Annotated in this window: 21 protein-coding genes and 1 other RNA gene; 12 read left to right on the top strand and 10 right to left on the bottom strand. The window is 59.5% G+C overall.

Translation table 11 applies throughout. From position 1 onward, the window contains the following. Window positions 1-123: 123 nt before the first annotated feature. The 7 genes from ssrA to ACTJK9_RS17470 form a co-directional block, all read right to left on the bottom strand. Window positions 124-513: a transfer-messenger RNA gene (gene ssrA / locus ACTJK9_RS17500) on the bottom strand. A gap of 95 nt (window positions 514-608) precedes the next feature. After that, window positions 609-887, bottom strand: a complete 279-nt coding sequence (locus ACTJK9_RS17495; RefSeq protein ID WP_007953788.1) for a hypothetical protein — start codon at window positions 885-887, stop codon at window positions 609-611. Between the two features lie 130 nt (window positions 888-1,017). Then, complete coding sequence (locus tag ACTJK9_RS17490) at window positions 1,018-3,840, bottom strand: FAD-binding and (Fe-S)-binding domain-containing protein (protein WP_440815070.1); 2,823 nt, start codon at window positions 3,838-3,840, stop codon at window positions 1,018-1,020. Continuing rightward, window positions 3,837-4,508: a LutC/YkgG family protein gene (locus ACTJK9_RS17485; protein ID WP_011332385.1), complete on the bottom strand. Its 672-nt coding sequence runs from the start codon at window positions 4,506-4,508 to the stop codon at window positions 3,837-3,839. Before ACTJK9_RS17485 ends, ACTJK9_RS17490 begins: the two co-directional genes overlap by 4 nt. Then, complete coding sequence (locus ACTJK9_RS17480) at window positions 4,508-5,962, bottom strand: LutB/LldF family L-lactate oxidation iron-sulfur protein (protein WP_085611292.1); 1,455 nt, start codon at window positions 5,960-5,962, stop codon at window positions 4,508-4,510. The genes ACTJK9_RS17485 and ACTJK9_RS17480 overlap by 1 nt, the downstream gene beginning before the upstream one ends. Further along, window positions 5,959-6,783, bottom strand: coding sequence for a (Fe-S)-binding protein (locus tag ACTJK9_RS17475; protein ID WP_064593332.1), 825 nt, complete (start codon window positions 6,781-6,783; stop codon window positions 5,959-5,961). Before ACTJK9_RS17475 ends, ACTJK9_RS17480 begins: the two co-directional genes overlap by 4 nt. A 150-nt stretch (window positions 6,784-6,933) precedes the next feature. Continuing rightward, a complete protein-coding gene (locus ACTJK9_RS17470; protein ID WP_127796885.1) occupies window positions 6,934-8,628 on the bottom strand; it encodes a lactate permease LctP family transporter in 1,695 nt (564 codons plus the stop codon). A 262-nt stretch (window positions 8,629-8,890) separates the two neighbouring features. Between ACTJK9_RS17470 and ACTJK9_RS17465 the strand changes: the two genes are divergently transcribed. Next, window positions 8,891-9,658 carry an FCD domain-containing protein gene (locus ACTJK9_RS17465; protein ID WP_039769141.1) on the top strand — a complete coding sequence of 256 codons (768 nt, stop codon included), beginning with the start codon at window positions 8,891-8,893 and terminating at the stop codon, window positions 9,656-9,658. Window positions 9,659-9,708: 50 nt separating this feature from the next. Here ACTJK9_RS17465 and smpB read toward each other — a convergent pair whose 3' ends face one another. After that, window positions 9,709-10,191 carry an SsrA-binding protein SmpB gene (smpB, locus tag ACTJK9_RS17460; protein WP_007953781.1) on the bottom strand — a complete coding sequence of 161 codons (483 nt, stop codon included), beginning with the start codon at window positions 10,189-10,191 and terminating at the stop codon, window positions 9,709-9,711. A 119-nt stretch (window positions 10,192-10,310) separates the two neighbouring features. On the opposite strand from smpB, the gene ACTJK9_RS17455 reads away from it, so the two are divergent. From ACTJK9_RS17455 to ACTJK9_RS17445, 3 genes are read left to right on the top strand one after another with little or no spacing between them, the layout of a single operon-like run. Further along, window positions 10,311-11,714 (top strand): sodium-dependent transporter, encoded by a 1,404-nt coding sequence (locus ACTJK9_RS17455; protein ID WP_039769144.1) that lies wholly within the window; start codon window positions 10,311-10,313, stop codon window positions 11,712-11,714. Between the two features lie 7 nt (window positions 11,715-11,721). Beyond that, window positions 11,722-12,156 (top strand): type II toxin-antitoxin system RatA family toxin, encoded by a 435-nt coding sequence (locus ACTJK9_RS17450; RefSeq protein WP_003221509.1) that lies wholly within the window; start codon window positions 11,722-11,724, stop codon window positions 12,154-12,156. Then, entirely contained in the window at window positions 12,149-12,463 is a 315-nt protein-coding gene (locus ACTJK9_RS17445; RefSeq protein ID WP_440815066.1) for an RnfH family protein, read from the top strand. The genes ACTJK9_RS17450 and ACTJK9_RS17445 overlap by 8 nt, the downstream gene beginning before the upstream one ends. Window positions 12,464-12,524: 61 nt before the next feature. Here the strand turns inward: ACTJK9_RS17445 and ACTJK9_RS17440 are convergent, their stop codons facing one another. Continuing rightward, the gene (locus ACTJK9_RS17440; RefSeq protein WP_011332391.1) at window positions 12,525-13,052 is read right to left on the bottom strand and encodes an outer membrane protein assembly factor BamE; all 528 of its coding nucleotides are present in this window, start codon (window positions 13,050-13,052) and stop codon (window positions 12,525-12,527) included. Window positions 13,053-13,149: 97 nt separating this feature from the next. On the opposite strand from ACTJK9_RS17440, the gene fur reads away from it, so the two are divergent. Further along, window positions 13,150-13,554, top strand: coding sequence for a ferric iron uptake transcriptional regulator (gene fur / locus ACTJK9_RS17435; RefSeq protein ID WP_039769149.1), 405 nt, complete (start codon window positions 13,150-13,152; stop codon window positions 13,552-13,554). Between the two features lie 75 nt (window positions 13,555-13,629). Here the strand turns inward: fur and recN are convergent, their stop codons facing one another. Further along, a complete protein-coding gene (gene recN, locus ACTJK9_RS17430; protein WP_085611296.1) occupies window positions 13,630-15,303 on the bottom strand; it encodes a DNA repair protein RecN in 1,674 nt (557 codons plus the stop codon). A gap of 240 nt (window positions 15,304-15,543) precedes the next feature. On the opposite strand from recN, the gene grpE reads away from it, so the two are divergent. The 7 genes from grpE (at window position 15,544) to greA (ending at window position 25,739) form a co-directional block, all read left to right on the top strand. Next, window positions 15,544-16,113, top strand: a complete 570-nt coding sequence (grpE, locus tag ACTJK9_RS17425; RefSeq protein WP_039769154.1) for a nucleotide exchange factor GrpE — start codon at window positions 15,544-15,546, stop codon at window positions 16,111-16,113. Window positions 16,114-16,215: 102 nt separating this feature from the next. Beyond that, on the top strand, window positions 16,216-18,129 hold the full coding sequence (gene dnaK, locus ACTJK9_RS17420; protein ID WP_064593336.1) for a molecular chaperone DnaK: 1,914 nt from the start codon (window positions 16,216-16,218) through the stop codon (window positions 18,127-18,129). Window positions 18,130-18,584: 455 nt separating this feature from the next. Next, window positions 18,585-19,709 (top strand): molecular chaperone DnaJ, encoded by a 1,125-nt coding sequence (gene dnaJ, locus ACTJK9_RS17415; RefSeq protein ID WP_039769159.1) that lies wholly within the window; start codon window positions 18,585-18,587, stop codon window positions 19,707-19,709. A gap of 9 nt (window positions 19,710-19,718) precedes the next feature. Continuing rightward, a complete protein-coding gene (gene dapB / locus ACTJK9_RS17410) occupies window positions 19,719-20,525 on the top strand; it encodes a 4-hydroxy-tetrahydrodipicolinate reductase (protein WP_440815061.1) in 807 nt (268 codons plus the stop codon). 256 nt (window positions 20,526-20,781) lie between these two features. Further along, window positions 20,782-21,918, top strand: coding sequence for a glutamine-hydrolyzing carbamoyl-phosphate synthase small subunit (gene carA, locus ACTJK9_RS17405; RefSeq protein ID WP_064593337.1), 1,137 nt, complete (start codon window positions 20,782-20,784; stop codon window positions 21,916-21,918). 126 nt (window positions 21,919-22,044) lie between these two features. Then, window positions 22,045-25,266 (top strand): carbamoyl-phosphate synthase large subunit, encoded by a 3,222-nt coding sequence (gene carB, locus ACTJK9_RS17400; protein ID WP_039769162.1) that lies wholly within the window; start codon window positions 22,045-22,047, stop codon window positions 25,264-25,266. After that, window positions 25,263-25,739 carry a transcription elongation factor GreA gene (greA, locus tag ACTJK9_RS17395; RefSeq protein ID WP_007953757.1) on the top strand — a complete coding sequence of 159 codons (477 nt, stop codon included), beginning with the start codon at window positions 25,263-25,265 and terminating at the stop codon, window positions 25,737-25,739. Before carB ends, greA begins: the two co-directional genes overlap by 4 nt. Window positions 25,740-25,757: the final 18 nt, after the last annotated feature.

Here is a 25,757-nt window from a genome sequence, read left to right as displayed (position 1 = left end):
CTGGGATACCAAAGCGCCTGGAACTCAGAAACCCTGCAAAGCCCCCATAAGCGCTGAAACCCCTGTATTCACTGGATTTCAGGCACAAAAAAAGACGTCCGTGGACGTCTTTAGATGATGAAATGGTGGAGCCGGGGGGATTTGAACCCCCGTCCGCCAGTACTCCGCTGTCGGTACTACATGCGTAGCCGTGTCTATTAAGTTAACCCTCAGCGACCCGACGGGCAGGGTGCTTTGGGCGAGTTGTGTAAGTTTTAGCCGCTTCGTCCACAACGTACTGCACGGCGATTCTGTTCTATATGACAATCATTTTGGGTTTACAGACATCCCCTGATGATTGCTGGACCCGAAGGTACCAGGAGTGCATGTCAGCTGCAATTAAGCAGCGAGAGCAGCACCGTATTGGTCGTCATTGGCAACTATAAGTAGTTGCAACAGTGGATTTACGACTTCTGTTACCAAGTCGGCATGCACCTAGAGTTTCGCAACCGGCGTCGAATCCTAAACGGCCCCGAGCCTGGTGCTCTGTGAATCTTGTGAGCAACAAGCCTGCGCAGTGTACGCCAAACGGCTCACAAGGCCAACCCGAAGGTTGGCCTGAGCTTCGATCAGTTGTTGGTTCCGCTGGTTTTGCGGATTTCCAGAATGGTTTGCTGGGTTTCAGCCACGCATTCGTCGATCTTGCCCTGGGCCTTGAGTGCCTGGGCTTTTTGCACACTGGCTTCTACCCGTTGATTCAGGTCGGGTGAGGCCATTGCCTGCGCCTTGGCGTTGTTGATGGTTTGCAGATTGGCATCACACAGGTCAGCGGGCTTGTCGGCAGCGAACGAAGCCGACGCCATCATCGAGGCAGTAACGAACAGACCTAACAGTACAGAACGTTTCATATGAATCTCCTTGAACTGAGGGATCCAGACTTCGCTGGCCGTCAGGACGGGCAACCGAATGGAGGACAAGCCCCGATTGTTCGGGGCCTGTTCTGTGGACTGCGGTCGCTCACAAGGGTTCTATTTTTCTTCAGAGGGCGGTTGCGGGGGCTTTGGCTCGGGTTACCCGGTCCACCAGATACACCAGACCGTGGTAGTCGATTCCACCATGTTGCGTCAGACCGATCTCACAGGTGCGGCTGGTGGAAATCCCCTCGCTGCATTGTTGCACCGCGTCCTTGAGCGTTCGCAGGGAGTGGTTGTTGAGCTCCGGCGTGGTGAAACCCTTGTCGCCGGCGAAACCGCAGCAGTGAATGCCTTCCGGAATCACCACGTTCTTGCTGCATTTGCGCGCCAGGTCGATCAGCGCCTGGCTTTCCCCCAGATGCTGAGTGCTGCAGGTCACGTGAACGGCAATCGGTGCTTCCTGCGGGGTGAAGTCGAGCCGATCCATCAGGTGCGTACGGATGAAGCGCACAGGGTCATACAGATCCAGGCGAACATTTCCCACATCCTGCACCAGCCGCAGCGTGCAGGGGCTGGTGTCGCAATAGATCGGATCGAGTCCGCCGCGACTGGCCTGGAGCAGCGCGCCGATCAGCTCCTGACGCTTGTGTTCGGCCTGTTCGGCATAGCCCTTGGACGCGAAGGGCTGGCCGCAGCAGAGGTTGTCCAGATTGTCCGGGAACACCACTTGATAACCGGCCTTTTCCAGCAGACCACGGGTTTTGTCGTACAGCGACATCTGCTCCTTGTCGCCCGCCGCCGGCCCCATCACTCGCGATACACACGCCGCCAGATACACGACGCGCGGGCGTTCGTCCGACACGGCCGGGCTGAAGCGAATGGCTTTTTCCGGTTGCGGCATCGCGCTGGTCCACAGCGGCACTTGACCTTTGGACAGCCGCGTCAGGGTCGCCGAAAGCTTCGCCAGGCGCGGTGCCCCCAACAACATCCGCGCACCGTTGGCCACATGCAGGGTGAAACGCGCACCTTGCAGGGTGGTGGCGAAATTTCCTTCGATCAAGTTGGCAGTTTTCGTATGCGTGGCGTGACGGCTGCGCAGCTTTTTCACCAGCTCGCCGGTGTTGATGCCTACAGGGCAACGTTGCGCACACAAACCGGTCGCGGCGCAGGTATCGATGCCTTGGTAGTCGTAGGCTTTTTCCAGTTCGGTGGTGTCGATTCCGGCGCGTTTTCTTGCCTGGATGTCGCGCCAGATCACGATGCGCTGGCGCGGGCTCAGGGTCAGGCCTTTCGAGGGGCAGACCGGCTCGCAGAAACCGCACTCGATGCATTTATCCACAATCTCGTCGGCCGCCGGCAGCGGTTTCAGGTGCTTGAGGTGGATCTGCGGATCTTCGCTGAGCACCACGTCCGGATTGAGAATGCCGTTGGGGTCGAGCAGGCGTTTGAGCTGCCACATCAATTGATAGGCGTCACTGCCCCATTCCAGTTCGACGAAGGGCGCCATGTTGCGCCCGGTGCCGTGTTCGGCCTTCAGCGAACCGCCGAACTCCACGGCCACCAGTTGCGCCACGTCGTCCATGAACGCCTGATAGCGTGCGACTTCTTCCGTGCTGTTGAAGCCTTGGGTGAAGACGAAGTGCAGATTGCCTTCCAGCGCGTGTCCGAAAAGGATCGCTTCGTCGTAGGAGTGTTTGTCGAACAACTCGATCAAGCGGTTTACGCCGATGGCCAGTTGCTCGACCGGGAAGGTCACGTCTTCGATGATCACCGTGGTGCCGGTCTTGCGCACCGCGCCAACGGCAGGGAAGGTGTCCTTGCGGATTGCCCAGAGGCGGGCGTTTTCGACCGGGTCTTCGGTGAAGTCGACCTGTTTCTCCACCGGGAAGGCGCTGAGCGAGGCCATGATCTGCGCCAGTTGTTCCTGCAGCAAAGTGGAAGAAGCGGCGCGGGATTCGATCAACAGCGCGCAGGCATTGTTCGACAGCTGCTGTACGAAAGCCGGCATGCCGGGTTTGTCCTGCACCGAGCGCAGGCTGCGGCGGTCGAGCAGTTCCACGGCCGACACCGGTTGGCTTTTAAGCACGGTGACGGCGTTGCAGCAGGTTTCCACATCCGGGAATACGATCAGCGCCGAGGCCTTGTTCGGATGGTCGATCACCGTGTCGTAAGTCACGGCGCTGATGAAACCGAGAGTGCCTTCGGAACCGACCAGCAAGTGGCTCAAGATATCCACAGGCTCATCGAAATCCACCAGGGCGTTGAGCGACAGGCCGGTGGTATTTTTCAGACGGTATTTGTGGCGGATTCGCGCGGCGAGTTCGGCATTGGCGCGGGTCTCGCGGCCCAAAGTCGCCAGACGTTCCAGCAACTCACCGTGGCTGACTCGAAACGCCGCGACACTGGCGGCATCTTCGGTGTCGAGTCGCGTGCCGTCGGCCAGCACCAGACGAATCCCGGCCAGCGTGTGATAGGTGTTTTGCGCAGTGCCGCAGCACATCCCGCTGGCGTTGTTGGCGACGATGCCACCGATTTTGCAGGCATTGATCGACGCCGGATCCGGACCGATCTTGCGCCCGAATGGTGCGAGCCATGCGTTGGCCTGGGCACCGATCACCCCCGGTTGCAGGCGAATTTGTGTGCCTTGTCCGCGGATTTCACGCGCGTTCCAGTTATCCCCAAGCACGATCAGCACCGAATCGCTGATCGCCTGTCCGGACAGGCTGGTGCCGGCGGCGCGGAAGGTCACCGGGACCTGATCGCGCTGGGCCAGTTTCAGCAGCGCTACCACTTCATCTTCGGATTCGACGCGGATCACCAGTTGCGGAATCAACCGGTAGAAGCTGGCATCGGTGCCGAAAGCCAGGGTCGACAGCGGATCGTCGAAACGCCGTTCGGCAGGAATCAATTGCTGCGCATCGCGCAGGAAAGTCGCCGGTAAGGTCATTGGTCCTCCAGGATCAACACCACCAGGTCTTTCGGGCCGTGGGCGCCGTAGGCCAGGACTTGTTCGATGTCGGCGGTTTTCGACGGGCCGGACACCAGCAGCGCGTTGGTCGGCATGCCTTGGGCCCACTCGAATTCCTGCTGCACCTGATAGAAGTTGTCGCGGATCTGGCTGGCCTTGAGCAGGGCGAAATGCACCGGCGGTACCAGGCTCATCAGCCGTGGTTCTTCGCGGGTCGGCCAGAGAATCAGGCTGCCGGTGGCGGCAATGGCGCCAAGGGTGCCGGTGAGGCTGGCCGGGGTGTCGTTGAACAACTCGGCTTTCCATTCCTCCATCGGCCGGTCGTAGGATTTCAGCGCCGGCAGATCAGGATTGTTCGCCCAGTGTTGTGTGATGCGCTGCCCGTGCGGCGTAGTCGGTGCGATCAGCAGGCTCGGCAACTGGCGGTCGCGCAGCAGTTGCGCCAGCAGCGCCGGCCACCCATCAGCGGATGTCAGGTGGATTTCGGTGTGCACCGCTTCCATCAGTTTGCGCAGTTGCGGGATCCGTTGTTCGGCGCTGTAGGTGTAGGGCTGGGTCACCAGATCGACGTCAAAGTTGTCGGCAATCGGCGTGGTGCCGGTCAGACTTTTCCTTAACTTGCCGAGGATATTTTGCTTGGCGCTCATCAACGGTCTCCTTGTTTGGCCAGGTGTTCGCGAGCCATGTCATGCAATGAGCGGGCGGCGGGTTTCGGCGCGCTGTGATTCTGCGTCCACGGGCCGACGTTGTTCGGCGCCAGGGCGCGCAGTCGCGTGGCAAAAAACGCAAACAGTCGATACAGGGTCGGCGAACTGTTGAGCTTCGCCCAGGCGTTCCAGATGAGACGTTCCTTGCGCGAATACTTGCTGCCCTGGCCGCGCATCACTTGATGAGGACTGTCGGGGGCTTTGACGTTCTCTTCGCGTAGGCGGCGCAGCAGTGCGGGAATAGGAATTTTTACCGGACACACTTCACCGCAGGCTCCGCACAACGAAGAAGCGCTCGGGTGATCCGGGACTTTCGCCAGGCCGACCATGTGCGGAGTAATGATTTTGCCGATCGGGCCGGGGTAAACCTCGCCGTAGGTATGGCCGCCGACGCGGGTGTAGACCGGGCAATGATTCATGCAGGCGCCGCAGCGGATGCAGTTCAAGGTTTGGCGCAGTTCGCTGTCGGCGAAAGCCTGGCTGCGACCGTTGTCGAGCAGTACCAGATGCACTTCCTGCGGGCCGTCGAGTTCATGCTCCTTGCGCGGGCCGGAGATCATGTTGACGTAGGTGGTGATCGGAATGCCCAGCGCCGAGCGGGTCAGCAGCGACAGTAGCGGCACCACGTCGCGCAGGTTTTCCACGACTTTTTCGATACCGGTAACGGCGATGTGCACCGGTGGCACGGTGGTGGTCATGCGGCCGTTGCCTTCGTTTTCCACCAGCAGCAGGGTGCCGGTTTCGGCCACGGCGAAGTTGACGCCGGAGACGCCGATGTCCGCTTCGAAGAATTTCTGCCGCAGGACCCTGCGACCGATCTGAATGAGTTGGTCAACGTCCTTGGTGTATTCCACGCCAAGTTTGTCGTGGAACAAGGACGCGACCTGACCGGCATTCTTGTGGATTGCCGGCATGATTATGTGAGAAGGCTTCTCGTGGTCGAGCTGGACGATGTACTCCCCCATGTCGGACTCCAGACATTCAATGTCCCGAGCCTCGAGGAAATGGTTCATCTCCATCTCTTCGCTGACCATCGATTTGCCCTTGATCACTTGCCGCGCCTCGTGAGCGCGGATGATCGAAAGGACGATGCCATTGGCCTCGTCCACCGTTTCCGCCCAGTGCACTGTCACACCGTTGCGGGTCAGGTTCTGTTCCAGTTGCTCGAGCAGGTCGGGCAACTTGGAGAGCGCACGCGCCCTGATCGAGTTGCCCAGGGCGCGCAAGTGTTCTCTTTCGTGGGCATCGCTGAAAGCCGCTGCCCGCTTGGTCATCAATGAATCCATCGCGGTGCGGAAGTTGTTCCGTAACTGCGAGTCGCCCAGGGCGTTGTGTGCCCGGGTGCGGAAATCTTCTTCTACGGCAACCGTAGGAATAATCGTGGAAGTGCTCATCGCGCACCTCCGGTTCGTTGCCAGAGGAAGCTCGCCAGATGTTGCCCGCGCAGTGCTTCCTGCTGTTTTTCCAGCGAGCCGTTGATGTTCATCAGGCAGCCGCAGTCGGCACTGAGTACCTGATGCGCGCCGGATTCCTTCAACGCCCGGGTCTTGTCAGCCACCATCGCGCCGGAAATGTCTGGCATACGGACGCTGAATGTCCCACCGAAGCCACAGCATTCGCTTTCGTGATCGTGGTTGACCCGTTCCACGTTGCTCAACTGCGCCAACAACTCGCGGCCGTGCAGGTGGGTGTTCATTTCCCGGCGCGCCGAACACGAGGTGTGCAGCGCCACTTTCACCGGCTCGCCGCTGTCCTTGAGCTGCACCTTGCAGACGAACAGCAGAAACTCGGCCAGCTCATAGGTACGGGCCGCGAGGGCCTGAACCTGTTTCAACGTTTCCGGCTCGTCCTTGAACAAGTCGGCGTAATGCTCGCGGATCATTCCGGCGCACGAACCCGACGGCACCACCACCGGATAGTCCCCGGCAAACAGCGCCAGTTGCGAGCGCGCCACCGTCCGTGCCTGCTCGGTGTAACCCGAGGTGTAGGCCGGTTGTCCGCAGCAGCTCTGCCCTTGCGGGTAGTCGACCCGGATGCCTTCGCGTTCCAGCAAGTGGATCGCGTCCATCCCGGCTTCCGGGTAGAACAGGTCGACCACGCACGTGCCGAACAGGTAGACCCGCGATGGTTTCTCGCCGGGGTATTGCCGGGGTTCGGGCAGTGGCGGTGCGACGCGAGTGGCGTTGGGCACAGCGTTGTAAAAAAGCTCGCTCATCAGGCGTGTCTCCGGGTGGGCCCGGTTATCCGTCTGTTGAGGCTGCCGAATATAGAGCGCGTTGCTTTCAGCAGCCTTACAGACCGGGTTGTGAATTGCTGACACCGGAATCACGAACCGGTGTCGGTTTTTTCCATGTTGCTTGTCGGCTTAATGCACCAGCATGCCGGTGAACCAGTAGGCCTGAGCCAAAGTGATGAGGCCGACAATCGTTGCAAAGAATAGGCTGTGCTTGAGGGTGAAGCGGAACAGATCGGATTCCTTGCCCACCAGGCCAGTTGCTGCGCAGGCCACGGCGATCGATTGTGGCGAGATCATCTTGCCGGTCACACCGCCGCTGGTATTGGCGGCCACCAGCAGGGTGTCGTTGACCCCGATCTGGTGTGCGGTGGTCGCTTGCAGCGAACTGAACAGGGCGTTGGACGAAGTATCGGAACCGGTCAGGAACACGCCGAGCCAGCCGAGGAACGGCGAGAAGAACGGGAACGCTGCTCCAGTACCGGCCAGTACCAGAGCCATGGTCGAGGACATGCCGGAATAGTTGGTGACGAAGGCAAACGCCAGCACCATGCCGATCGACAGGATCGGCCAGCGCAGTTCGTAGAAGGTCTCTTTCAAAGTGGTCAGACCAGTTTTGAAGTTGATCTTCAGCACCAGCATCGAGATCAGCGCGGAGAAGAAAATCGCCGTGCCGGTCGCGGAAATCGGATCGAGTTTGAACACGGCCGGGATCGCGGTCGGGGCGGCTACGATCGGTGCAGTCTTGATCACCAATTGATCGAGGTGCGGAATCGCGAAGTTGAACACCCAGGCGTACATCGAACCGCCGGCGGCGAACATGGCCTTGAATGGCTTGAGGGTCCAGATGGTCACCAGCACAGTGAGGATCAGGAACGGCGACCACGCCTTGAAGATTTCCCCGAGGCTGTAAGGCGAAGCGACGGTGGTGCGCTTCTGGCCGAAACCGCCGACGCTGGCAGTCACCACCGAAGCGGAAACAGCACCGGCAATGTGCTGGCCGGCGGCACGTTTCGGTTGCCAGACCTTCAGGAACAGGGTCAGCGAAATCAGACTGGCAAGGGCCGACGTGATGTCCGGCAGTTCCGGGCCGATGAAGTTCGACGTGAAGTATTGGGTGACGGCAAAGCTCAAGCCTGCGACCAGCGCCGCCGGCCAGGTTTCACGCACGCCGCGCAGGCCATCCATCATGAACACCAGCCAGAACGGCACGAACAGCGACAGCAGTGGCAGTTGGCGGCCGGTCATGGCGCCGATCTTGAACGCGTCGATGCCGGTGACTTGCCCGGCCACGATGATCGGAATCCCCAGCGCGCCGAACGCTACCGGTGCGGTGTTGGCAATCAGGCACAGGCCGGCGGCGTACAGCGGGTTGAATCCCAGTCCCACCAGCAGCGCAGCGGTAATCGCCACCGGCGCGCCGAAACCGGCGGCACCTTCCAGGAATGCACCGAAGCAAAAACCGATCAGCAGCACCTGCAGGCGTTGGTCGTCAGTGATCGACAGTACCGAGCTGCGGATGACCTCGAACTGACCGCTCTTGACCGTCAGTTTGTACAGGAACACCGCTGCCACAATGATCCAGGCAATCGGCCACAGACCATAGGCGAAGCCATATCCGGCAGCGGCGAACGCCATGTCGACCGGCATCTGGAACGCGAAGATCGCCACGGCGATGGCCAGGGCGAGCGTGATGCTGCCGGCCACATGACCTTTGAGGCGGAACACCGCCAGGGCGAGGAAGAAGAAAACGATGGGGATGACGGCCGCGAGTGCGGACACGCCGAGACTGCCGAGCGGGCTGTAGAGCTGTTGCCAGGTTTGCATATGGGGTGGCCCCTAATTGTTGTTGGTCAGGCACTGTCAGCGTTCTTGGTTAATTGGTAAGACCAATTTACAAGTGCTGTCGGCTAGGGTAAAAGCCTTGATGTCGGTGTGTCAATTTGCCGCCCTAAAACTTTTGTCGAACAACCGGACGGCGAGTCGGATTGCACCGGTTGAATTGGCGTCATCTGGCAGGTGTCGGCGCAGCGTCGATAGGCCAGAATAGAGAGCCCGGCGAGTGGTCGGGATGGTGGAGAGTTGAGTGATGGGGTTTGATCAGATACGTCAGCGCCGTTTGTCTGACGACATTGTCGAGCGACTGGAAGGGATGATTCTCGAGGGCACGCTGAAGTCCGGCGAGCGCCTGCCAGCCGAGCGGACACTGGCGGAACAGTTCGGCGTTTCCAGGCCCTCGTTGCGCGAGGCGATTCAGAAGCTTGCGGCCAAGGGGTTGCTGGTCAGCAAGCAGGGCGGCGGCAACTATGTCGTGGAAAGCCTCGGTTCGACGTTCAGCGATCCGCTGCTGCAATTGCTGGAAAGCAATCCCGAGGCGCAACGTGATCTGCTGGAATTTCGCCACACGCTGGAGGCATCGTGTGCCTATTACGCAGCATTGCGCGCCACGGATGTGGATCGTGAACGGCTGACGGCTGCGTTTGAAGAGTTACAGGACTGCTATTCGCGTCATGACGAAGTGAGCCGGGCGGAAGAGGGCGCGGCGGATGCGAAATTCCACCTGGCGATTGCCGAAGCCAGTCATAACGCGGTGTTGCTGCACACCATTCGCGGGCTGTTCGATCTGCTCAAGCGCAACGTCGTGACCAACATCGGTGGCATGTACAAGCAGCGCACAGAAACCCGCGACATGCTGATCACCCAGCATCGGGAGTTGTATCTGGCGATTATCGAGGGGCGCGCGGAACAGGCGCGTGAGGTGTCCAGCCGACACATTCTGTATGTGCAGGAAGTGCTGGAAGAAGTGCGCCAGGAAGTGCAGCGCATGGCTCGCGCCGAGCGACGCAAAGGGATGTAAAAAAGACCGCCCCCGTGCCGGGCGCGGGAACGGTCATTCAGGCAGAGGAATCAGTCTTCCTTGCCCTTGTTGCGCACCGCACGCTGCAACTCGCGACCGGCGTCGCGTTCGCGTTCGGTATCACGCTTGTCGTATTCCTTCTTGCCCTTGCCCAGCGCGATCTCGCACTTGACCATGTGCTTGCTCCAGTACCAGGACAGGCACACGCAGGCGTAACCCTTCTGCTGCACGGCGGCGGCGAGCTTGTCCAGCTCGCGGCGGTTGAGCAGCAACTTGCGGGTACGCACCGGGTCGGCAATGACGTGGGTGCTGGCGGTCATCAGAGGCGTGATGTGGCTGCCGAGCAACCAGGCCTCGCCATCCTTGAGCAACACGTAACTGTCGACCAGTTGCAGCTTGCTTGCCCGCAGACTTTTTACTTCCCAGCCGGCCAGGACCAGACCAGCCTCGAACTTGTGCTCGATGAAGTAATCGTGTCGCGCCTTTTTGTTTTGCGCGATGGTCCCTGTTGGGTGTTTTTTCTGTTTAGCCATAGGGGCGGCATTATATGGAGATAAACGGCTGTCGGCTACGGTGATGCTGCGTGCTTGAGCAGGTTGAGTGAATCCCGGACAATGCGGCCTCTTTTTCTAACGCTTGGGCGTGATAAACGATGTCGACAGACAAGGTTTCTGTCCACGGCAGTTGGGCTAGCCGCTGGGTTTTCATATTCGCCGCGACCGGTTCGGCCGTGGGATTGGGCAGCATCTGGAAATTCCCCTACATGGTCGGGGTCTACGGTGGCGGCGCCTTCGTGCTGATGTTTCTTGCGTGTATCGCGCTGATCGGCATCCCGGTAATGCTCGCCGAAACCCTGATCGGCCGCCGTGCCCGCCAGAGTCCGGCGAATGCCCTGAAGGTGCTGGCGCGGGAAGCCGGGCACTCGGGCAAGTGGTCGTGGGGCGCGTTCGCCGGGATGATCACGGCGCTGCTGATCCTGTCTTTCTACAGTGTGGTCGGCGGCTGGTCGCTGGATTACATCATTGATATGGGGCGCGGAGACTTCCAGGGCGCGACGGCTGATCAGGTTGGAGCCTACTTCGGTAATGTCATCGCCGACCCGTGGCGTATCACGCTGTGGCACACGGTTTTCATGCTGTTGTCGGCGGTGGTGATTGCCAAGGGTGTGGTCGCCGGGCTCGAGCGCAGCCTGCGGATCATGATGCCGCTGCTGTTCGTGATGGTGCTGGTGCTGCTGGGTTACAGCATGACCACCGGGCATTTCATGGAAGGCGTGCATTTCATGTTCGACTTCCACCCGGAAAAAGTCCTCGACGGCTTGCTGCCGGCCATGGGCCACGCGTTCTTCTCCCTGAGCGTGGGCGTGGGCTCGATCATGATCTACGGCGCCTACATGACCAAGGAAGCCTCGCTGTCGGGCACGGTCGTCGGTGTGGCGCTGCTCGATACCTTTGTTTCGCTGGTGGCCGGTCTGGCCTTGTTTCCGATTGTGTTCGCCGGTGGTTTGAACCCGAGTGAAGGCCCGGGGCTGATGTTCGTCAGCCTGCCATTTGCTTTCGGTAACGTGCTGTTCGGCCAGTTGATGGGCGTGGTGTTCTTCGTTCTGGTGGCCATTGCGGCCTGGAGCTCGGCGATTTCCCTGCTGGAGCCAATGGTCGCCTATCTGGTCGAGCGGACTAAAATCAGCCGTGCCTGGGTGACATTCTGGTTGGCGTTCACCTGCTGGTTCGTTGGCCTGGGCACGGTGTTTTCCTTCAATATCTGGAAGGAAGCCAAATTTTTCGTGAACGATGGTGGGGTGTTCCATCTCTACCAGTGGGGTGCGGCCGGTGGCCTGGACTTCTTTGGCGTGATCGACTTCTTCACCTCGCGCATCATGTTGCCGCTCGGTGGGCTGTGCTTTGTGCTGTTTGCCGGTTGGGTGATGGGGCGTGAGGCGGTACGTGATGAATTGTCGATTCGCAGCCCGGCGCTGTTCGCCCTGTCTCTGTTTTTGATGCGCTATGTGGCGCCCATCGGCATTCTTGTAGTGTTTGCCGCCCAGCTCTGGAAGTGACGCTTACATGACGACACATATTCAACGATCGGCGCTGCTGCCTTATCCGGCGCAATTTCTCTACGACCTCGTCAATGATGTGGCACGTTACCCGGAATTTCTGCCGTGGTGCTCGTCTGCTGAAGTCCTGGAAAGCTCGCCTGAGCACATGCGCGCCAGTGTCGGCGTGGCCAAGGGCGGCCTCAGTCAGCACTTCGTGACACGAAATACGCTGGTGCCGGGGCAGTCGATCGAGATGAACCTGGAGGAGGGACCGTTCAATCAGCTGCACGGCGTCTGGGTATTCAAGGCGCTGAACGAGAAGGCCTGCAAGATCAGTCTGGATCTGTCCTTCGACTACGCCGGGCCGCTGGTCCGCGCGACGCTCGGTCCTTTGTTCAATCAGGCGGCCAATACATTGGTGGACGCGTTCTGCCAGCGCGCCAAGCAGATGCATGGTTGAGCCGGTGATCGAAATCGAAGTGGTGTATGCGGCGGTTGATCGTCAGGTTTTGCGTGTAATCAGTGTTGCTGAGGGTACGACGGTGCGTGCGGCGCTGATGGCGTCGGAGATTGATGCTGAATTTCCGGGGCTGGATCTGAGCAGTTGTCCCTTGGGTATTTTCGGCAAAGTGATCGCTGATCCGGATACTCGACAGGTTCAGGAGGGTGATCGCATCGAGATCTATCGACCACTGTTGGCTGATCCGAAAGAAGTGCGTCGTCTGCGTGCCGCCAAAGCCGCCGAGGCCAAGGCGCGAAACCAATAGGCTGGCAAAACGGCAGGCAATAAAAAACCCGGAATTTCCGGGTTTTTTATTGCGTCGCAAATTATTGCGGCGAGGTGTCCAGCGGTTCTGGCGTTGGAACCGGAACGGTTTCCACACCATCGACGTCCTTCTGGATCTGATCCAGCAAGGAACCAGGCTTGGCCGGTTTTTCCGGTTTCGGCTGCTCGGTGTTTTCAGCAGGAGCGGTCACGCTGGTGCCACTGTCCTTGCCGAGAATGGCTTCGTCACGGCTCACGCCCGGCATGAAGTCACCGGACAGACTGACAAGGCGGTCATTCGAGTCGAAAATGACACTCATGCGTTCCTGCTGGCGTTCACCGCCACCAGGTTGCAGGCTGTACAGATAATCCCAGCGGTTGGCGTGGAACGTGTCGGCAAGCAGAGGGTTGCCCATGATAAACCGTACTTGCGGCCGGGTCATTCCCGGGCGTAACTGGTCTATCATGTCCTGCGTGACGACATTGCCCTGCTGGATGTCGATTTTGTAAACCCCGGGGAATGAACAACCGGCGAGTGCGAGCAGTCCCACAAAGGTGAAACTGGTTAGCAAGAGCTTGGTGTTTTGCATCGGTGGGCGACTTCCACTATCTTGGCTGGGACAACGTAAACGCCGATCATACCCGCATTAAGAGAAGCTGCGAAGCAGCATCGCGAGAAAGCTGACCATGGTTGAAAATAGCGAACTACGCAAAGCCGGCCTCAAAGTGACCCTGCCACGGGTCAAGATCCTGCAAATGCTCGACTCTACAGAGCAGCGTCACATGAGTGCCGAGGACGTCTACAAGGCGTTGATGGAAGCTGGCGAGGACGTCGGTCTGGCCACGGTCTACCGTGTTCTGACCCAGTTCGAAGCGGCTGGCCTCGTGGTCCGTCACAACTTCGACGGCGGCCACGCGGTATTCGAATTGGCCGACGGTGGCCACCACGACCATATGGTTAACGTGGAGTCGGGCGAAGTCATCGAATTCTTCGACGAAGAAATCGAAAAACTTCAGAAGGCGATCGTCGAGAAGCACGGTTACGAGATGGTTGATCACAATCTCGTACTGTACGTACGCAACAAAAAGTAAGCATGTCGCGCGAATTTCAGGTTCGCGAAACGAGCGAAGGCGACCCAAGGGTCGCCTTCGTGCTTTCTGGCGTGCTTAAACCTTTGCGGTGACGACCATCTTTTTCGCGTGCGCCAAAGACTCTTTGGTCAGATCGATGCCGCCAAGCATGCGTGCGACTTCTTCTATACGGTCATTCTTGCTCAGCTTCGAAACAGCCGTGTGAGTGGCCTGCTCGCCTCGCACCTTGTGCACGAACAGATGCTGATGCCCCTGAGCCGCGACTTGCGGCAAGTGCGTAACCGTCAGTACCTGTCCGCGATCCCCGAGGCGACGCAGCAACTGGCCGACGATTTCAGCCGTTGGACCGCCAATCCCCACGTCCACTTCGTCGAATACCAATGTCGGTACGCGAGAGGTCTGGGCGGTAATCACCTGGATGGCCAGACTGATCCGTGACAGCTCACCGCCGGACGCCACTTTGGCCAGGGCCTTCAACGGTTGGCCCGGGTTGGCGCTGACCAGCAGCTCGACCTGTTCCAGGCCATTGGGTTGCAGTTCGCTGCTGTTGTTGGCGCGCAATTCGATGGTGAAGCGACCGCCGGGCATGCCCAGGCGTTGAATCTCCTGCTCCACCGCGCTTGCCAGGCTGCCGGCTGCCTGATGACGCAGCTCGCTCAGCTCCTGGGCCTTTTCCTGATAATGGCGGGCATAGGATGCAAGTTCCTCGGCGAGGCGTTCGATGGATTCATCGTTGGCGTCGAGGGCTTCGATTTCGTCGAGCAGCTTCTGTTGCATCTCCGCCACTTCAGTCGGCTGAATGCGGTGTTTGCGTGCCAGTGTGTAAATGGAGTCCAGACGTTCTTCCAGATATTGCAGGCGCGCCGGGTCGGCATCGAAATTGTCGAGAAAGCGATTGAGTTCGCCGACGGCTTCTTCGACCTGGATCTGCGCACTGGTCAGCAAGCTGCTCGCTTCACCCAGCGCGCCGACCGAATTGTTCACGCTCGACAGTCGATTGAGGCTGGCCGTCAGGGCATTCAGCACGTTGCCGGAATCGCTTTCGCTGCATTGCTCGACCACTTGTCGGCAGATGCCGAGCAGGGTTTCTGCGTTGGTCAGGTTCTTGTGTTCCTGCTCCAGTTCTTCCAGTTCGTTTTCGCCGAGGCCGAGGTTTTCCAGCTCCTCGAGCTGGTAGCTGAGCAATTGATGGCGTGCACGCTGTTCGTCGCCGGAATTGGACAGGCGTTCCAGCTCCTGACGGGTCTGGCGCCAGCGCTGGGCGGCCAGGTGAACCTGGCGTGCCAGATCGGTGGCCCCGGCGTATTCGTCGAGCAGGCGCCGGTGGGTGTCGGTCTTGAGCAGGGATTGGTGTTCGTGCTGGCTGTGGATATCGATCAGCAGCTCGCCGAGTGCCTTGAGGTCACCGAGCGGGCAGGGCGTGCCATTTATATAGCCGCGTGAGCGACCTTCGGACGTGATGACCCGGCGCAGGATGCACGGACCGTCGGTTTCCAGGTCGCGTTCCGCCAGCCAGGCACTGGCCTCGGGAATATCCGCCAGATCGAAGGTCGCCAGGATATCGGCCTTGTCGGCGCCCGGTCGCACCACGCCGCTGTCGGCGCGATCACCGAGCGTCAGGCCCAGGGCGTCGAGCATGATCGATTTGCCGGCGCCGGTTTCCCCGGTAATCACGCTCATGCCGCGATCGAGTTCGAGATCGAGATGTTCAACGATGGCGTAGTTGTGTACGGACAGGTGCACCAGCATAAAGGCCGCTCCCAGGCTTCAGGTCTGGTTATTTATACAGTGTTTTGTTTCGGGCTGACAATGCCCTCGCTCAGCTCAATGGAGAAGATCCGATCAAATGCTTGTCGCGCGCAGGAATGCCAATGCAGCACTTTTTTGTAGGGTTAATCGTTGTCAGCCCTTGAAGCCTGATTTTGCGGCCCCATATACCGGGGCAGAAGCGCGAATCGAACTCGCGGACGATATTGAAAGGAGAATTCTATGGCTGACGAACAGACAGTAGATACGCAAAACCCAGAAGCCAATCAGGCGCCCGAGACTTCGGGTGATGACCTGGCGACCCGTGTACAAGTGCTCGAAGAGCAATTGGCCGCCGCGCAGGATCAATCGCTGCGCGTAGCTGCCGATCTGCAGAACGTCCGCCGCCGTGCCGAGCAGGATGTCGAAAAGGCGCACAAGTTTGCGCTGGAAAAATTCGCCGGCGACCTGCTGCCGATCGTCGACAGCCTGGAGCGCGGCCTCGAGCTGTCGAGCCCGGATGACGAAAGCATCCGTCCGATGCGCGAAGGCATCGAGCTGACCCTGAAAATGTTTCACGACACCCTCACGCGTTATCAGCTTGTAGCTGTCAGCCCGCAGGAAGGCGAACCGTTCAACGCCGTGGAACATCAGGCAATGGCCATGCAGGAAAGTGATGTCCTGGAGCCGAACAGCATTCTGAAGGTATTCCAGAAGGGCTACCAGCTCAACGGTCGCCTGCTGCGTCCGGCGATGGTCGTGGTCAGCAAGGCGCCGGCGCCAGTTTCGCCTTCGATTGACGAGAAGGCTTGAAATTAGCCGCAAGGCCCCCATTTAGAAGTCAAGCGTTTAAGTATTACCGCAGTTAGCCACCACTGCTGCGGCAAAAAAATCCAAAGTTTCGGGAGAGTGAACATGGGCAAAATTATCGGTATCGACCTGGGGACTACCAACTCCTGCGTCTCCGTGCTGGAAAACGGCGTGGCCAAAGTTATTGAGAACGCCGAAGGCGCGCGTACAACGCCGTCGATCATTGCTTACGCCAATGATGGTGAAATTCTGGTAGGTCAGTCCGCCAAGCGTCAGGCTGTGACCAACCCGCACAACACACTGTTCGCAGTGAAGCGCCTGATTGGCCGCCGCTTCGACGAAGAAGTTGTACAGAAAGACATCAAGCTGGTGCCTTACAAGATCGTCAAGGCCAACAACGGTGACGCCTGGGTCGAGGCTTCCGGCAAGCAGATGGCTCCGCCGCAAATCAGCGCCGAAGTCCTGAAAAAGATGAAGAAGACCGCCGAAGACTACCTCGGCGAAGCGGTGACCGAAGCGGTGATCACCGTTCCGGCCTACTTCAACGACAGTCAGCGTCAGGCGACTAAAGATGCTGGTCGCATCGCCGGTCTGGACGTAAAACGTATCATCAACGAACCAACCGCAGCCGCTCTGGCTTATGGCATGGACAAGGCCAAGGGCGATCACACCGTGATCGTTTACGACCTGGGTGGTGGTACTTTCGACGTTTCCGTGATCGAAATCGCTGAAGTTGACGGCGAGCACCAGTTCGAAGTGCTGGCCACCAACGGTGACACCTTCCTGGGTGGTGAAGACTTCGACATGCGCCTGATCGACTACCTCGTCGACGAGTTCAAGAAAGAGTCCGGCATGGACCTGAAGAACGATCCTCTGGCCTTGCAGCGTCTGAAAGAAGCCGCTGAGAAAGCCAAGATCGAGCTGTCTTCTTCGCAGTCGACCGACGTCAACCTGCCGTACATCACAGCAGACGCGACTGGTCCTAAGCACCTGAACGTGAAGATCTCTCGTGCCAAGCTCGAGTCGCTGGTCGAAGATCTGGTGAACCGTACCATCGAGCCATGCCGTATTGCTCTGAAGGACGCCGGTATCGACGTCAGCAAAATTGACGACGTCATTCTGGTTGGTGGTCAGACTCGTATGCCACTGGTGCAGAAGGCAGTTACCGATTTCTTCGGTAAAGAAGCACGTAAAGACGTGAACCCGGACGAAGCTGTTGCCATGGGTGCTGCGATCCAGGGCGCCGTTCTGGCCGGTGACGTGAAAGACGTTCTGCTGCTTGACGTCAGCCCGCTGACCCTGGGTATCGAAACCATGGGTGGCGTGATGACCGCGCTGATCGAGAAAAACACCACGATTCCTACCAAGAAATCGCAAGTGTTCTCGACCGCCGACGACAACCAGGGCGCCGTGACCATTCACGTCCTGCAAGGCGAGCGCAAGCAAGCCGCACAGAACAAGTCCCTGGGCAAGTTCGATCTGGCCGACATTCCACCAGCTCCACGTGGCGTTCCGCAGATCGAAGTGACCTTCGACATCGACGCCAACGGCATCCTGCACGTAGGTGCGAAGGACAAGGCGACTGGCAAAGAGCAGAAGATCACCATCAAGGCCAACTCTGGTCTGTCGGATGAAGAAATCCAGAAAATGGTGCGCGACGCCGAGCTGAACGCCGAGGAGGACCGCAAGTTCGAAGAGCTGGCCGCTGCCCGTAACCAGGGTGATGCACTGGTTCACTCGACTCGCAAGATGATCGCTGACGCTGGCGACAAAGTGACTGCAGAAGAGAAGACTGCAATCGAAGCGGCCGTGGTTGCCCTGGAAGCTGCCGTCAAAGGCGACGACAAGGCTGCCATCGACGCCAAGGTTGAAGAGCTGTCGAAAGTCTCTGCGCCGGTTGCCCAGAAGATGTACGCCGAACAGGCTCAGCCTGAAGGCGCGGCACCGCACGACGAGAAAGCTGAAAAGGCTGACGATGTTGTCGATGCCGAGTTCGAAGAAGTCAAAGACCACAAGTAAGTTGTTGGTCGCCCGGTTGACTGCCTTGCGGCGGTGACTGGTAGGATGTCGCCGCGCGGGAGCTTGCTCCCGCGTTGGCGTATCTGGAATACGCGAATTTTTACAGCATGCGACAACGGCGGATTGAGTGACTTGTTCGTTAGAGCAAGTTCAGATGACTGGGCTCCATAACCAAGGCGCTGCGACGACTCATAGCGCGCTATGGGGAGGAGCAGCAACGCAGGGTATGGTGCTCAGGCATCGAAATTGCCTAACGGACAAGTCATTCAGTCCGCCCCAGGGTGCTGGCGGTATGGCCGGGAATGCTCCTGCTTTTCGCGCCGCAAATACCGCATGAACCAAAGACCAGGATCGTTGAATTGACGTGAGTTGGGTCCGGGCCTGTATTGGGGCTCAACGAGTTTGGCGAAGCTCAGGAGGGATTTGCCGAACGTCCTCAAGAGTATGAAGAACTTATGGCTAAGCGTGACTATTACGAAGTGTTGGGTGTTGAGCGCGGCTCAAGCGAAGCAGACCTGAAAAAGGCCTATCGCCGTCTGGCGATGAAGCACCACCCGGACCGTAATCCCGGTGACAAGGCGTCGGAAGATCTGTTCAAGGAGGCCAACGAAGCCTACGAAGTGCTGTCCGATTCCAGCAAGCGTGCAGCGTACGATCAGTACGGTCATGCCGGCGTCGACCCGAGCATGGGTGGCGGCGGTGCAGGCTTCGGCGGTCAGAACTTCTCCGACATCTTCGGTGATGTCTTCAGTGACTTCTTCGGTGGCGGTCGCGGCGGTTCCCGTGGCGGCGCTCAGCGCGGCAGCGATTTGCGTTACACCCTCGAGCTGAACCTGGAAGAAGCGGTACGCGGTACGACCGTGAATATCCGCGTTCCGACGCTGGTCAATTGCAAACCATGCGACGGTTCGGGCGCCAAGAAAGGCTCGTCGCCATCGACTTGCCCGACTTGCGGCGGCATCGGTCAGGTGCGCATGCAACAAGGCTTCTTCTCGGTGCAGCAGACCTGCCCGCGCTGCCATGGCCAGGGCAAGATCATTTCCGATCCGTGCGATTCCTGCCACGGCGACGGTCGTGTCGAAGAATACAAAACCCTTTCCGTCAAAGTGCCGGCCGGTGTCGACACCGGTGACCGCATTCGTCTGTCCGGCGAAGGCGAAGCGGGCACTCAGGGTGGTCCGACCGGTGACCTGTACGTGGTGATCAACGTCCGCGAACACGACATCTTCCAGCGTGACGGCAAGCACCTGTTCTGCGAAGTGCCGATCAGCTTTGTCGACGCGGCCCTGGGTGGCGAGCTGGAAATTCCGACCCTCGACGGTCGCGTCAAACTGAAGATTCCGGAAGGGACGCAGACCGGCAAGCAGTTCCGCGTACGCGGCAAGGGCGTGGCGCCAGTGCGTGGCGGTGGTGCGGGCGACCTGATGTGTCGTGTGGCCGTCGAGACGCCGGTCAATCTGAACCGTCGTCAGCGTGAATTGCTGGAAGAGTTCCGCAGTTCCCTGGCGGACGACAACAGCCACTCCCCGAAAACCACCGGTTGGTTCGACGGTGTGAAACGCTTCTTCGGCGATCTGTAAGGAGTCGGCATGCGACGTATAGCTGTGATGGGCGCTGCCGGGCGCATGGGCAAGATTCTGGTCGAGGCGGTGCAGCAGCGCGCGCCGCTGACCGGTTTGACGGCTGCGATTGTCCGCCCTGGCAGTACGCTGATCGGTGTGGATGCCGGTGAGCTGGCTTCGCTCGGTCGAATCGGCGTGCCGCTGTCCGGGAATCTGGAGTCGGTGGCGGAAGAGTTCGATGTGTTGATCGACTTCACCTTGCCGGAAGTGATGCTGAAAAACCTGGCCTTCTGCCGCAAGGCGGGCAAGGCGATGGTGATCGGCACGACCGGGCTGGATGCTGCGCAGAAGCAGTTGCTGGCCGAGGCGGGCAAGGATATTCCGATCGTGTTCGCCGCCAACTTCAGTGTCGGCGTCAACCTTTCGCTGAAGCTGCTCGACATGGCGGCACGGGTGTTGGCGGAAGATGCGGACATCGAAATCATTGAGGCCCATCACCGCCACAAGATCGATGCGCCATCGGGCACGGCCCTGCGCATGGGTGAAGTGATCGCCAATGCGCTGGATCGTGATCTGCAGAAGGTTGCGGTCTATGGTCGTGAAGGTCACACCGGTGCCCGTGAGCGTGAGACCATCGGCTTCGCCACTGTTCGCGGTGGTGATGTAGTGGGCGATCACACGGTGCTGTTTGCCTGCGAAGGCGAACGTCTGGAGATCACGCACAAGGCTTCGAGTCGCATGACGTTTGCCAGGGGCGCGGTGCGTGCGGCGTTGTGGCTGGATGCTCGCGAGCCTGGTTTGTACGACATGCAGGACGTGCTCGACCTGCATTGAGATGTTCTGAAGCCGGCGCAAACGCCCTGTTTGTGCCGGTTTCAATCCGCTGAGCGACGCCCTGTCGCATTCTCCGGCCTTTCAGGCTCATTGGCGGTAGACCAAAAATCCCTTTTTCTGTAAGCTACAGCTTTAGTGTGTCCACTAAAAGCGCGCAGAATAATTCAGTGAAGAAGCGGGGTGACGTGTCCATACGTCACTCCGCTTTTTTACAACCTGCGATTGCCCTTTCATGCGTTATTTACGGGAGGTCTTCTTGACTAAGCCAGCCATACTCGCCCTTGCTGATGGCAGCATTTTTCGCGGCGAAGCCATTGGAGCCGACGGTCAGACCGTTGGTGAGGTGGTGTTCAACACCGCAATGACCGGCTATCAGGAAATCCTTACCGATCCTTCCTACGCCCAACAGATCGTTACCCTGACTTACCCGCACATCGGCAACACCGGCACGACGCCGGAAGACGCCGAGTCCGACCGCGTCTGGTCCGCTGGTCTGGTCATCCGTGACCTGCCGCTGGTAGCGAGCAACTGGCGTAACACGATGTCCCTGTCCGATTACCTGAAAGCCAATAATGTTGTGGCGATCGCCGGTATCGACACCCGCCGCCTGACCCGCATCCTGCGTGAAAAAGGCGCACAGAACGGCTGCATCATGGCCGGCGACAACATTTCCGAAGAGGCGGCCATCGCCGCTGCGCAAGGCTTCCCGGGCCTGAAGGGCATGGACCTGGCGAAAGTCGTCAGCACCAAGACCCAATACGAATGGCGCTCCACTGTCTGGGATCTGAAAACCGACAGCCACGCGACCATCGAAGCCTCCGAGCTGCCATATCACGTGGTTGCCTACGACTACGGCGTCAAGGTCAACATCCTGCGCATGCTGGTCGAGCGCGGTTGCCGCGTGACCGTGGTTCCGGCGCAAACCCCGGCTGCCGACGTGCTCGCACTGAAGCCGGACGGCGTGTTTCTGTCCAACGGCCCTGGTGACCCGGAGCCTTGCGACTACGCGATCAAGGCCATCAAGGAAGTGCTGGAAACCGAAATTCCGGTCTTCGGCATCTGCCTCGGTCACCAGCTGCTGGCTCTGGCCTCTGGCGCCAAGACCCTGAAAATGGGCCACGGCCACCACGGTGCCAACCACCCGGTTCAGGATCTGGACACTGGCGTCGTGATGATCACCAGCCAGAACCACGGTTTTGCGGTTGACGAAGCGACCCTGCCAGCCAACGTCCGCGCGATCCATAAATCGCTGTTCGACGGCACCCTGCAAGGCATCGAGCGTACCGACAAGAGCGCGTTCAGCTTCCAGGGTCACCCTGAAGCGAGCCCGGGCCCGAACGATGTGGCCCCCCTGTTTGACCGCTTCATCAACGAGATGGCCAAGCGACGCTAAGCGCTCGCCTTGAGACTGTAGCGAGAAGCCCCTCGAGGGCGGCCCCGGAACCGGCGGCCCCCTCGGGACTTCAGAAATCGATCAAGACGGCTTGCCGACTGACCTGCGGATTTGAGTGACAAACCCATGCCAAAACGTACAGACATTAAAAGCATCCTGATTCTCGGCGCTGGCCCGATCGTTATCGGCCAGGCCTGCGAATTCGACTACTCCGGCGCCCAGGCCTGTAAAGCCCTGCGCGAAGAGGGTTACCGCGTCATCCTGGTGAACTCCAACCCGGCCACCATCATGACCGACCCGGACATGGCCGACGCCACCTACATCGAGCCGATCAAGTGGCAGACCGTTGCCAAGATCATCGAAAAAGAGCGTCCGGATGCCGTGCTGCCAACCATGGGCGGCCAGACTGCTCTGAACTGTGCCCTGGACCTGGAGCGCGAAGGCGTTCTGGAGAAGTTCGGCGTAGAGATGATCGGTGCCAATGCCGACACCATCGACAAGGCTGAAGACCGCTCGCGTTTCGACAAGGCGATGAAAGCCATCGGCCTGGAATGCCCGCGTTCGGGTATCGCCCACAGCATGGAAGAAGCCAACGCGGTGCTCGAGCGCTTGGGCTTCCCGTGCATCATCCGTCCGTCCTTCACCATGGGCGGCACTGGTGGCGGTATCGCTTACAACCGTGAAGAGTTCGAAGAAATCTGCGCCCGTGGTCTGGACCTGTCGCCAACCAAAGAGCTGCTGATCGACGAATCGCTGATCGGCTGGAAAGAATATGAAATGGAAGTTGTCCGCGACAAAAAGGACAACTGCATCATCGTCTGCTCGATCGAAAACTTCGACCCGATGGGCGTGCACACCGGTGACTCGATCACCGTTGCTCCAGCTCAGACCCTGACCGACAAGGAATACCAGATCCTGCGTAACGCCTCGCTGGCGGTACTGCGCGAGATCGGCGTCGAGACCGGCGGTTCCAACGTTCAGTTCGGTATCTGCCCGGACACTGGCCGCATGGTCGTGATCGAGATGAACCCGCGTGTATCCCGCTCGTCGGCTCTGGCCTCGAAAGCCACCGGTTTCCCGATCGCCAAGATCGCGGCCAAGCTGGCCGTCGGTTACACCCTCGACGAATTGCAGAACGACATCACCGGCGGCCGTACCCCGGCGTCCTTCGAGCCGTCCATCGACTACGTCGTGACCAAGCTGCCGCGCTTCGCTTTCGAGAAGTTCGCCAACGCTGACGCGCGTCTGACCACTCAGATGAAGTCGGTCGGTGAAGTCATGGCCATCGGCCGTACCTTCCAGGAATCCCTGCAGAAAGCCCTGCGCGGTCTGGAAGTGGGTGTTTGCGGTCTGGACGAAAAAGTCGACCTGAGCAACCCGGAAAGCATGAGTGTGCTCAAGCGCGAACTGACCGTGCCGGGCGCCGAGCGTATCTGGTACGTGGCGGACGCCTTCCGCGCCGGCATGACCGTCGAAGAAATCTTCGGCATGAACATGATCGATCCGTGGTTCCTGGTGCAGATCGAAGATCTGATCAAGGACGAAGAGAAGGTCAAGACCCTCGGTCTGTCCGCTATCGACCGCGATCTGATGTACAAGCTCAAGCGCAAAGGTTTCTCCGACCAGCGTCTGGCCAAGCTGCTGGGCGTCACCGAGAAGAACCTGCGTACTCACCGCCACAAGCTGGAAGTGTTCCCGGTCTACAAGCGCGTCGACACTTGCGCGGCCGAGTTCGCCACCGACACCGCCTACCTGTACTCGACCTACGAGGAAGAGTGCGAAGCCGCGCCGTCCGGTCGCGACAAGATCATCATCCTCGGCGGTGGCCCGAACCGTATCGGTCAGGGCATCGAGTTCGACTACTGCTGCGTTCACGCGGCACTGGCGCTGCGCGATGACGGTTACGAGACCATCATGGTCAACTGCAACCCGGAAACCGTTTCCACTGACTACGACACTTCCGACCGTCTGTACTTCGAGCCGGTGACCCTGGAAGACGTGCTGGAAATCTGCCGCGTCGAGAAGCCGAAAGGCGTGATCGTCCAGTACGGCGGCCAGACGCCTCTGAAGCTGGCTCGCGCCCTGGAAGCAGCCGGCGTGCCGATCATCGGCACCAGCCCTGATGCCATCGACCGCGCCGAAGACCGTGAGCGCTTCCAGCAAATGGTCGAGCGCCTGAACCTGCGTCAGCCGCCAAACGCCACCGTGCGCAGCGAAGACGAAGCTGTTCGCGCCGCTGCGAAGATCGGCTACCCGCTGGTGGTGCGTCCGTCCTACGTACTGGGCGGCCGGGCGATGGAAATCGTCTACAAGGAAGAAGAACTCAAGCGTTACCTGCGTGACGCGGTTCAAGTGTCGAACGACAGCCCGGTGCTGCTCGACCACTTCCTCAACTGCGCCATCGAGATGGACGTGGATGCGGTCTGCGACGGCAAGGACGTCGTGATCGGCGCGATCATGCAGCACATCGAACAGGCGGGCGTTCACTCCGGTGACTCCGCGTGCTCGCTACCGCCGTATTCGCTGCCGGCGCACATCCAGGACGAAATGCGTGAACAGGTCAAGAAAATGGCCCTGGAACTGGGCGTGGTCGGCCTGATGAACGTTCAGTTGGCGCTGCAAGGCGAAGACATCTACGTCATCGAAGTCAACCCGCGTGCTTCCCGTACCGTACCTTTCGTGTCCAAGTGCATCGGTATTTCCCTGGCAATGGTCGCGGCTCGCGTGATGGCCGGTAAAACCCTGAAGGAAATCGGCTTCACCAAGGAAATCATTCCGAACTTCTACAGCGTGAAAGAGGCGGTGTTCCCGTTCGCCAAATTCCCTGGCGTTGACCCGATCCTCGGCCCTGAGATGAAGTCCACCGGTGAAGTGATGGGCGTCGGCGACACCTTCGGCGAAGCCTTCGCCAAAGCCCAGATGGGCGCCAGCGAAGTGCTGCCGACCGGCGGTACCGCGTTCATCAGCGTCCGCGATGATGACAAGCCACTGGTTGCAGGCGTGGCCCGTGATCTGATCAACTTGGGCTTCGAAGTCGTCGCCACCGCCGGCACTGCCAAGCTGATCGAAGCCGCAGGTCTGAAAGTGCGTCGCGTGAACAAGGTGACCGAGGGGCGTCCGCATGTGGTCGACATGATCAAGAATGACGAAGTCACTCTGATCATCAACACCACCGAAGGTCGTCAATCGATCGCCGATTCCTATTCCATTCGCCGTAACGCCTTGCAGCACAAGATTTACTGCACTACCACCATTGCTGCTGGCGAAGCTATCTGTGAAGCGCTGAAGTTTGGTCCCGAGAAGACCGTACGCCGCTTGCAGGATCTACACGCAGGATTGAAGGCATGAATAAATACCCAATGACCGTCCAGGGCTCCAAGGCCCTGGAAGAAGAGCATGCTCACCTGACCAAGGTCGTTCGTCCGAAGCTCAGCCAGGACATCGGTACGGCCCGCGAGTTGGGTGACTTGAAGGAAAACGCTGAATACCATGCCGCCCGCGAACAGCAGGGCATGGTCGAAGCGCGGATCCGTGACATCGAAGGTCGCCTGCAGAACGCGGTGATCATTGATGTGACGACCATTCCGCACACCGGCAAAGTGATTTTCGGCACCACCGTCGAAATCGCCAACGTCGAGACTGATGAAAGCGTCACTTACCAGATCGTGGGTGAGGACGAAGCGGACATCAAGCTCGGCAAGATTTCGGTAGGTTCGCCAATCGCCCGCGCCTTGATTGCCAAGGAAGAGGGCGATACGGTCGTCGTGAAAACGCCAGGTGGCGATATCGAGTACGAGATTGTCGAAGTCCGTCACATCTGAGGGTGGGCGCCCGTTGCG

Origin of the sequence: Pseudomonas sp. 22082 (genome assembly GCF_052046055.1) — a bacterium.
GTDB classification, from domain to species: domain Bacteria; phylum Pseudomonadota; class Gammaproteobacteria; order Pseudomonadales; family Pseudomonadaceae; genus Aquipseudomonas; species Aquipseudomonas pharyngis.
Note: the sequence above shows the minus strand (reverse complement) of the source record. Positions and strands in the feature narration are given on the sequence as shown.

Coding starts and splice junctions, on each gene's coding strand:
- ACTJK9_RS17490 (WP_440815070.1), bottom strand. CDS start 3,840: ATGACCTTACCGGCGACTTTCCTGCGCGATGCGCAGCAATTGATTCCT.
- ACTJK9_RS17440 (WP_011332391.1), bottom strand. CDS start 13,052: ATGCAAAACACCAAGCTCTTGCTAACCAGTTTCACCTTTGTGGGACTG.
- ACTJK9_RS17475 (WP_064593332.1), bottom strand. CDS start 6,783: ATGAGCGAGCTTTTTTACAACGCTGTGCCCAACGCCACTCGCGTCGCA.
- grpE (WP_039769154.1), top strand. CDS start 15,544: ATGGCTGACGAACAGACAGTAGATACGCAAAACCCAGAAGCCAATCAG.
- ACTJK9_RS17465 (WP_039769141.1), top strand. CDS start 8,891: ATGGGGTTTGATCAGATACGTCAGCGCCGTTTGTCTGACGACATTGTC.
- ACTJK9_RS17495 (WP_007953788.1), bottom strand. CDS start 887: ATGAAACGTTCTGTACTGTTAGGTCTGTTCGTTACTGCCTCGATGATG.
- greA (WP_007953757.1), top strand. CDS start 25,263: ATGAATAAATACCCAATGACCGTCCAGGGCTCCAAGGCCCTGGAAGAA.
- ACTJK9_RS17445 (WP_440815066.1), top strand. CDS start 12,149: ATGGTTGAGCCGGTGATCGAAATCGAAGTGGTGTATGCGGCGGTTGAT.
- dnaK (WP_064593336.1), top strand. CDS start 16,216: ATGGGCAAAATTATCGGTATCGACCTGGGGACTACCAACTCCTGCGTC.
- ACTJK9_RS17470 (WP_127796885.1), bottom strand. CDS start 8,628: ATGCAAACCTGGCAACAGCTCTACAGCCCGCTCGGCAGTCTCGGCGTG.
- recN (WP_085611296.1), bottom strand. CDS start 15,303: ATGCTGGTGCACCTGTCCGTACACAACTACGCCATCGTTGAACATCTC.
- ACTJK9_RS17455 (WP_039769144.1), top strand. CDS start 10,311: ATGTCGACAGACAAGGTTTCTGTCCACGGCAGTTGGGCTAGCCGCTGG.
- carB (WP_039769162.1), top strand. CDS start 22,045: ATGCCAAAACGTACAGACATTAAAAGCATCCTGATTCTCGGCGCTGGC.
- ACTJK9_RS17480 (WP_085611292.1), bottom strand. CDS start 5,962: ATGAGCACTTCCACGATTATTCCTACGGTTGCCGTAGAAGAAGATTTC.
- smpB (WP_007953781.1), bottom strand. CDS start 10,191: ATGGCTAAACAGAAAAAACACCCAACAGGGACCATCGCGCAAAACAAA.
- ACTJK9_RS17450 (WP_003221509.1), top strand. CDS start 11,722: ATGACGACACATATTCAACGATCGGCGCTGCTGCCTTATCCGGCGCAA.
- fur (WP_039769149.1), top strand. CDS start 13,150: ATGGTTGAAAATAGCGAACTACGCAAAGCCGGCCTCAAAGTGACCCTG.
- ACTJK9_RS17485 (WP_011332385.1), bottom strand. CDS start 4,508: ATGAGCGCCAAGCAAAATATCCTCGGCAAGTTAAGGAAAAGTCTGACC.
- dapB (WP_440815061.1), top strand. CDS start 19,719: ATGCGACGTATAGCTGTGATGGGCGCTGCCGGGCGCATGGGCAAGATT.
- dnaJ (WP_039769159.1), top strand. CDS start 18,585: ATGGCTAAGCGTGACTATTACGAAGTGTTGGGTGTTGAGCGCGGCTCA.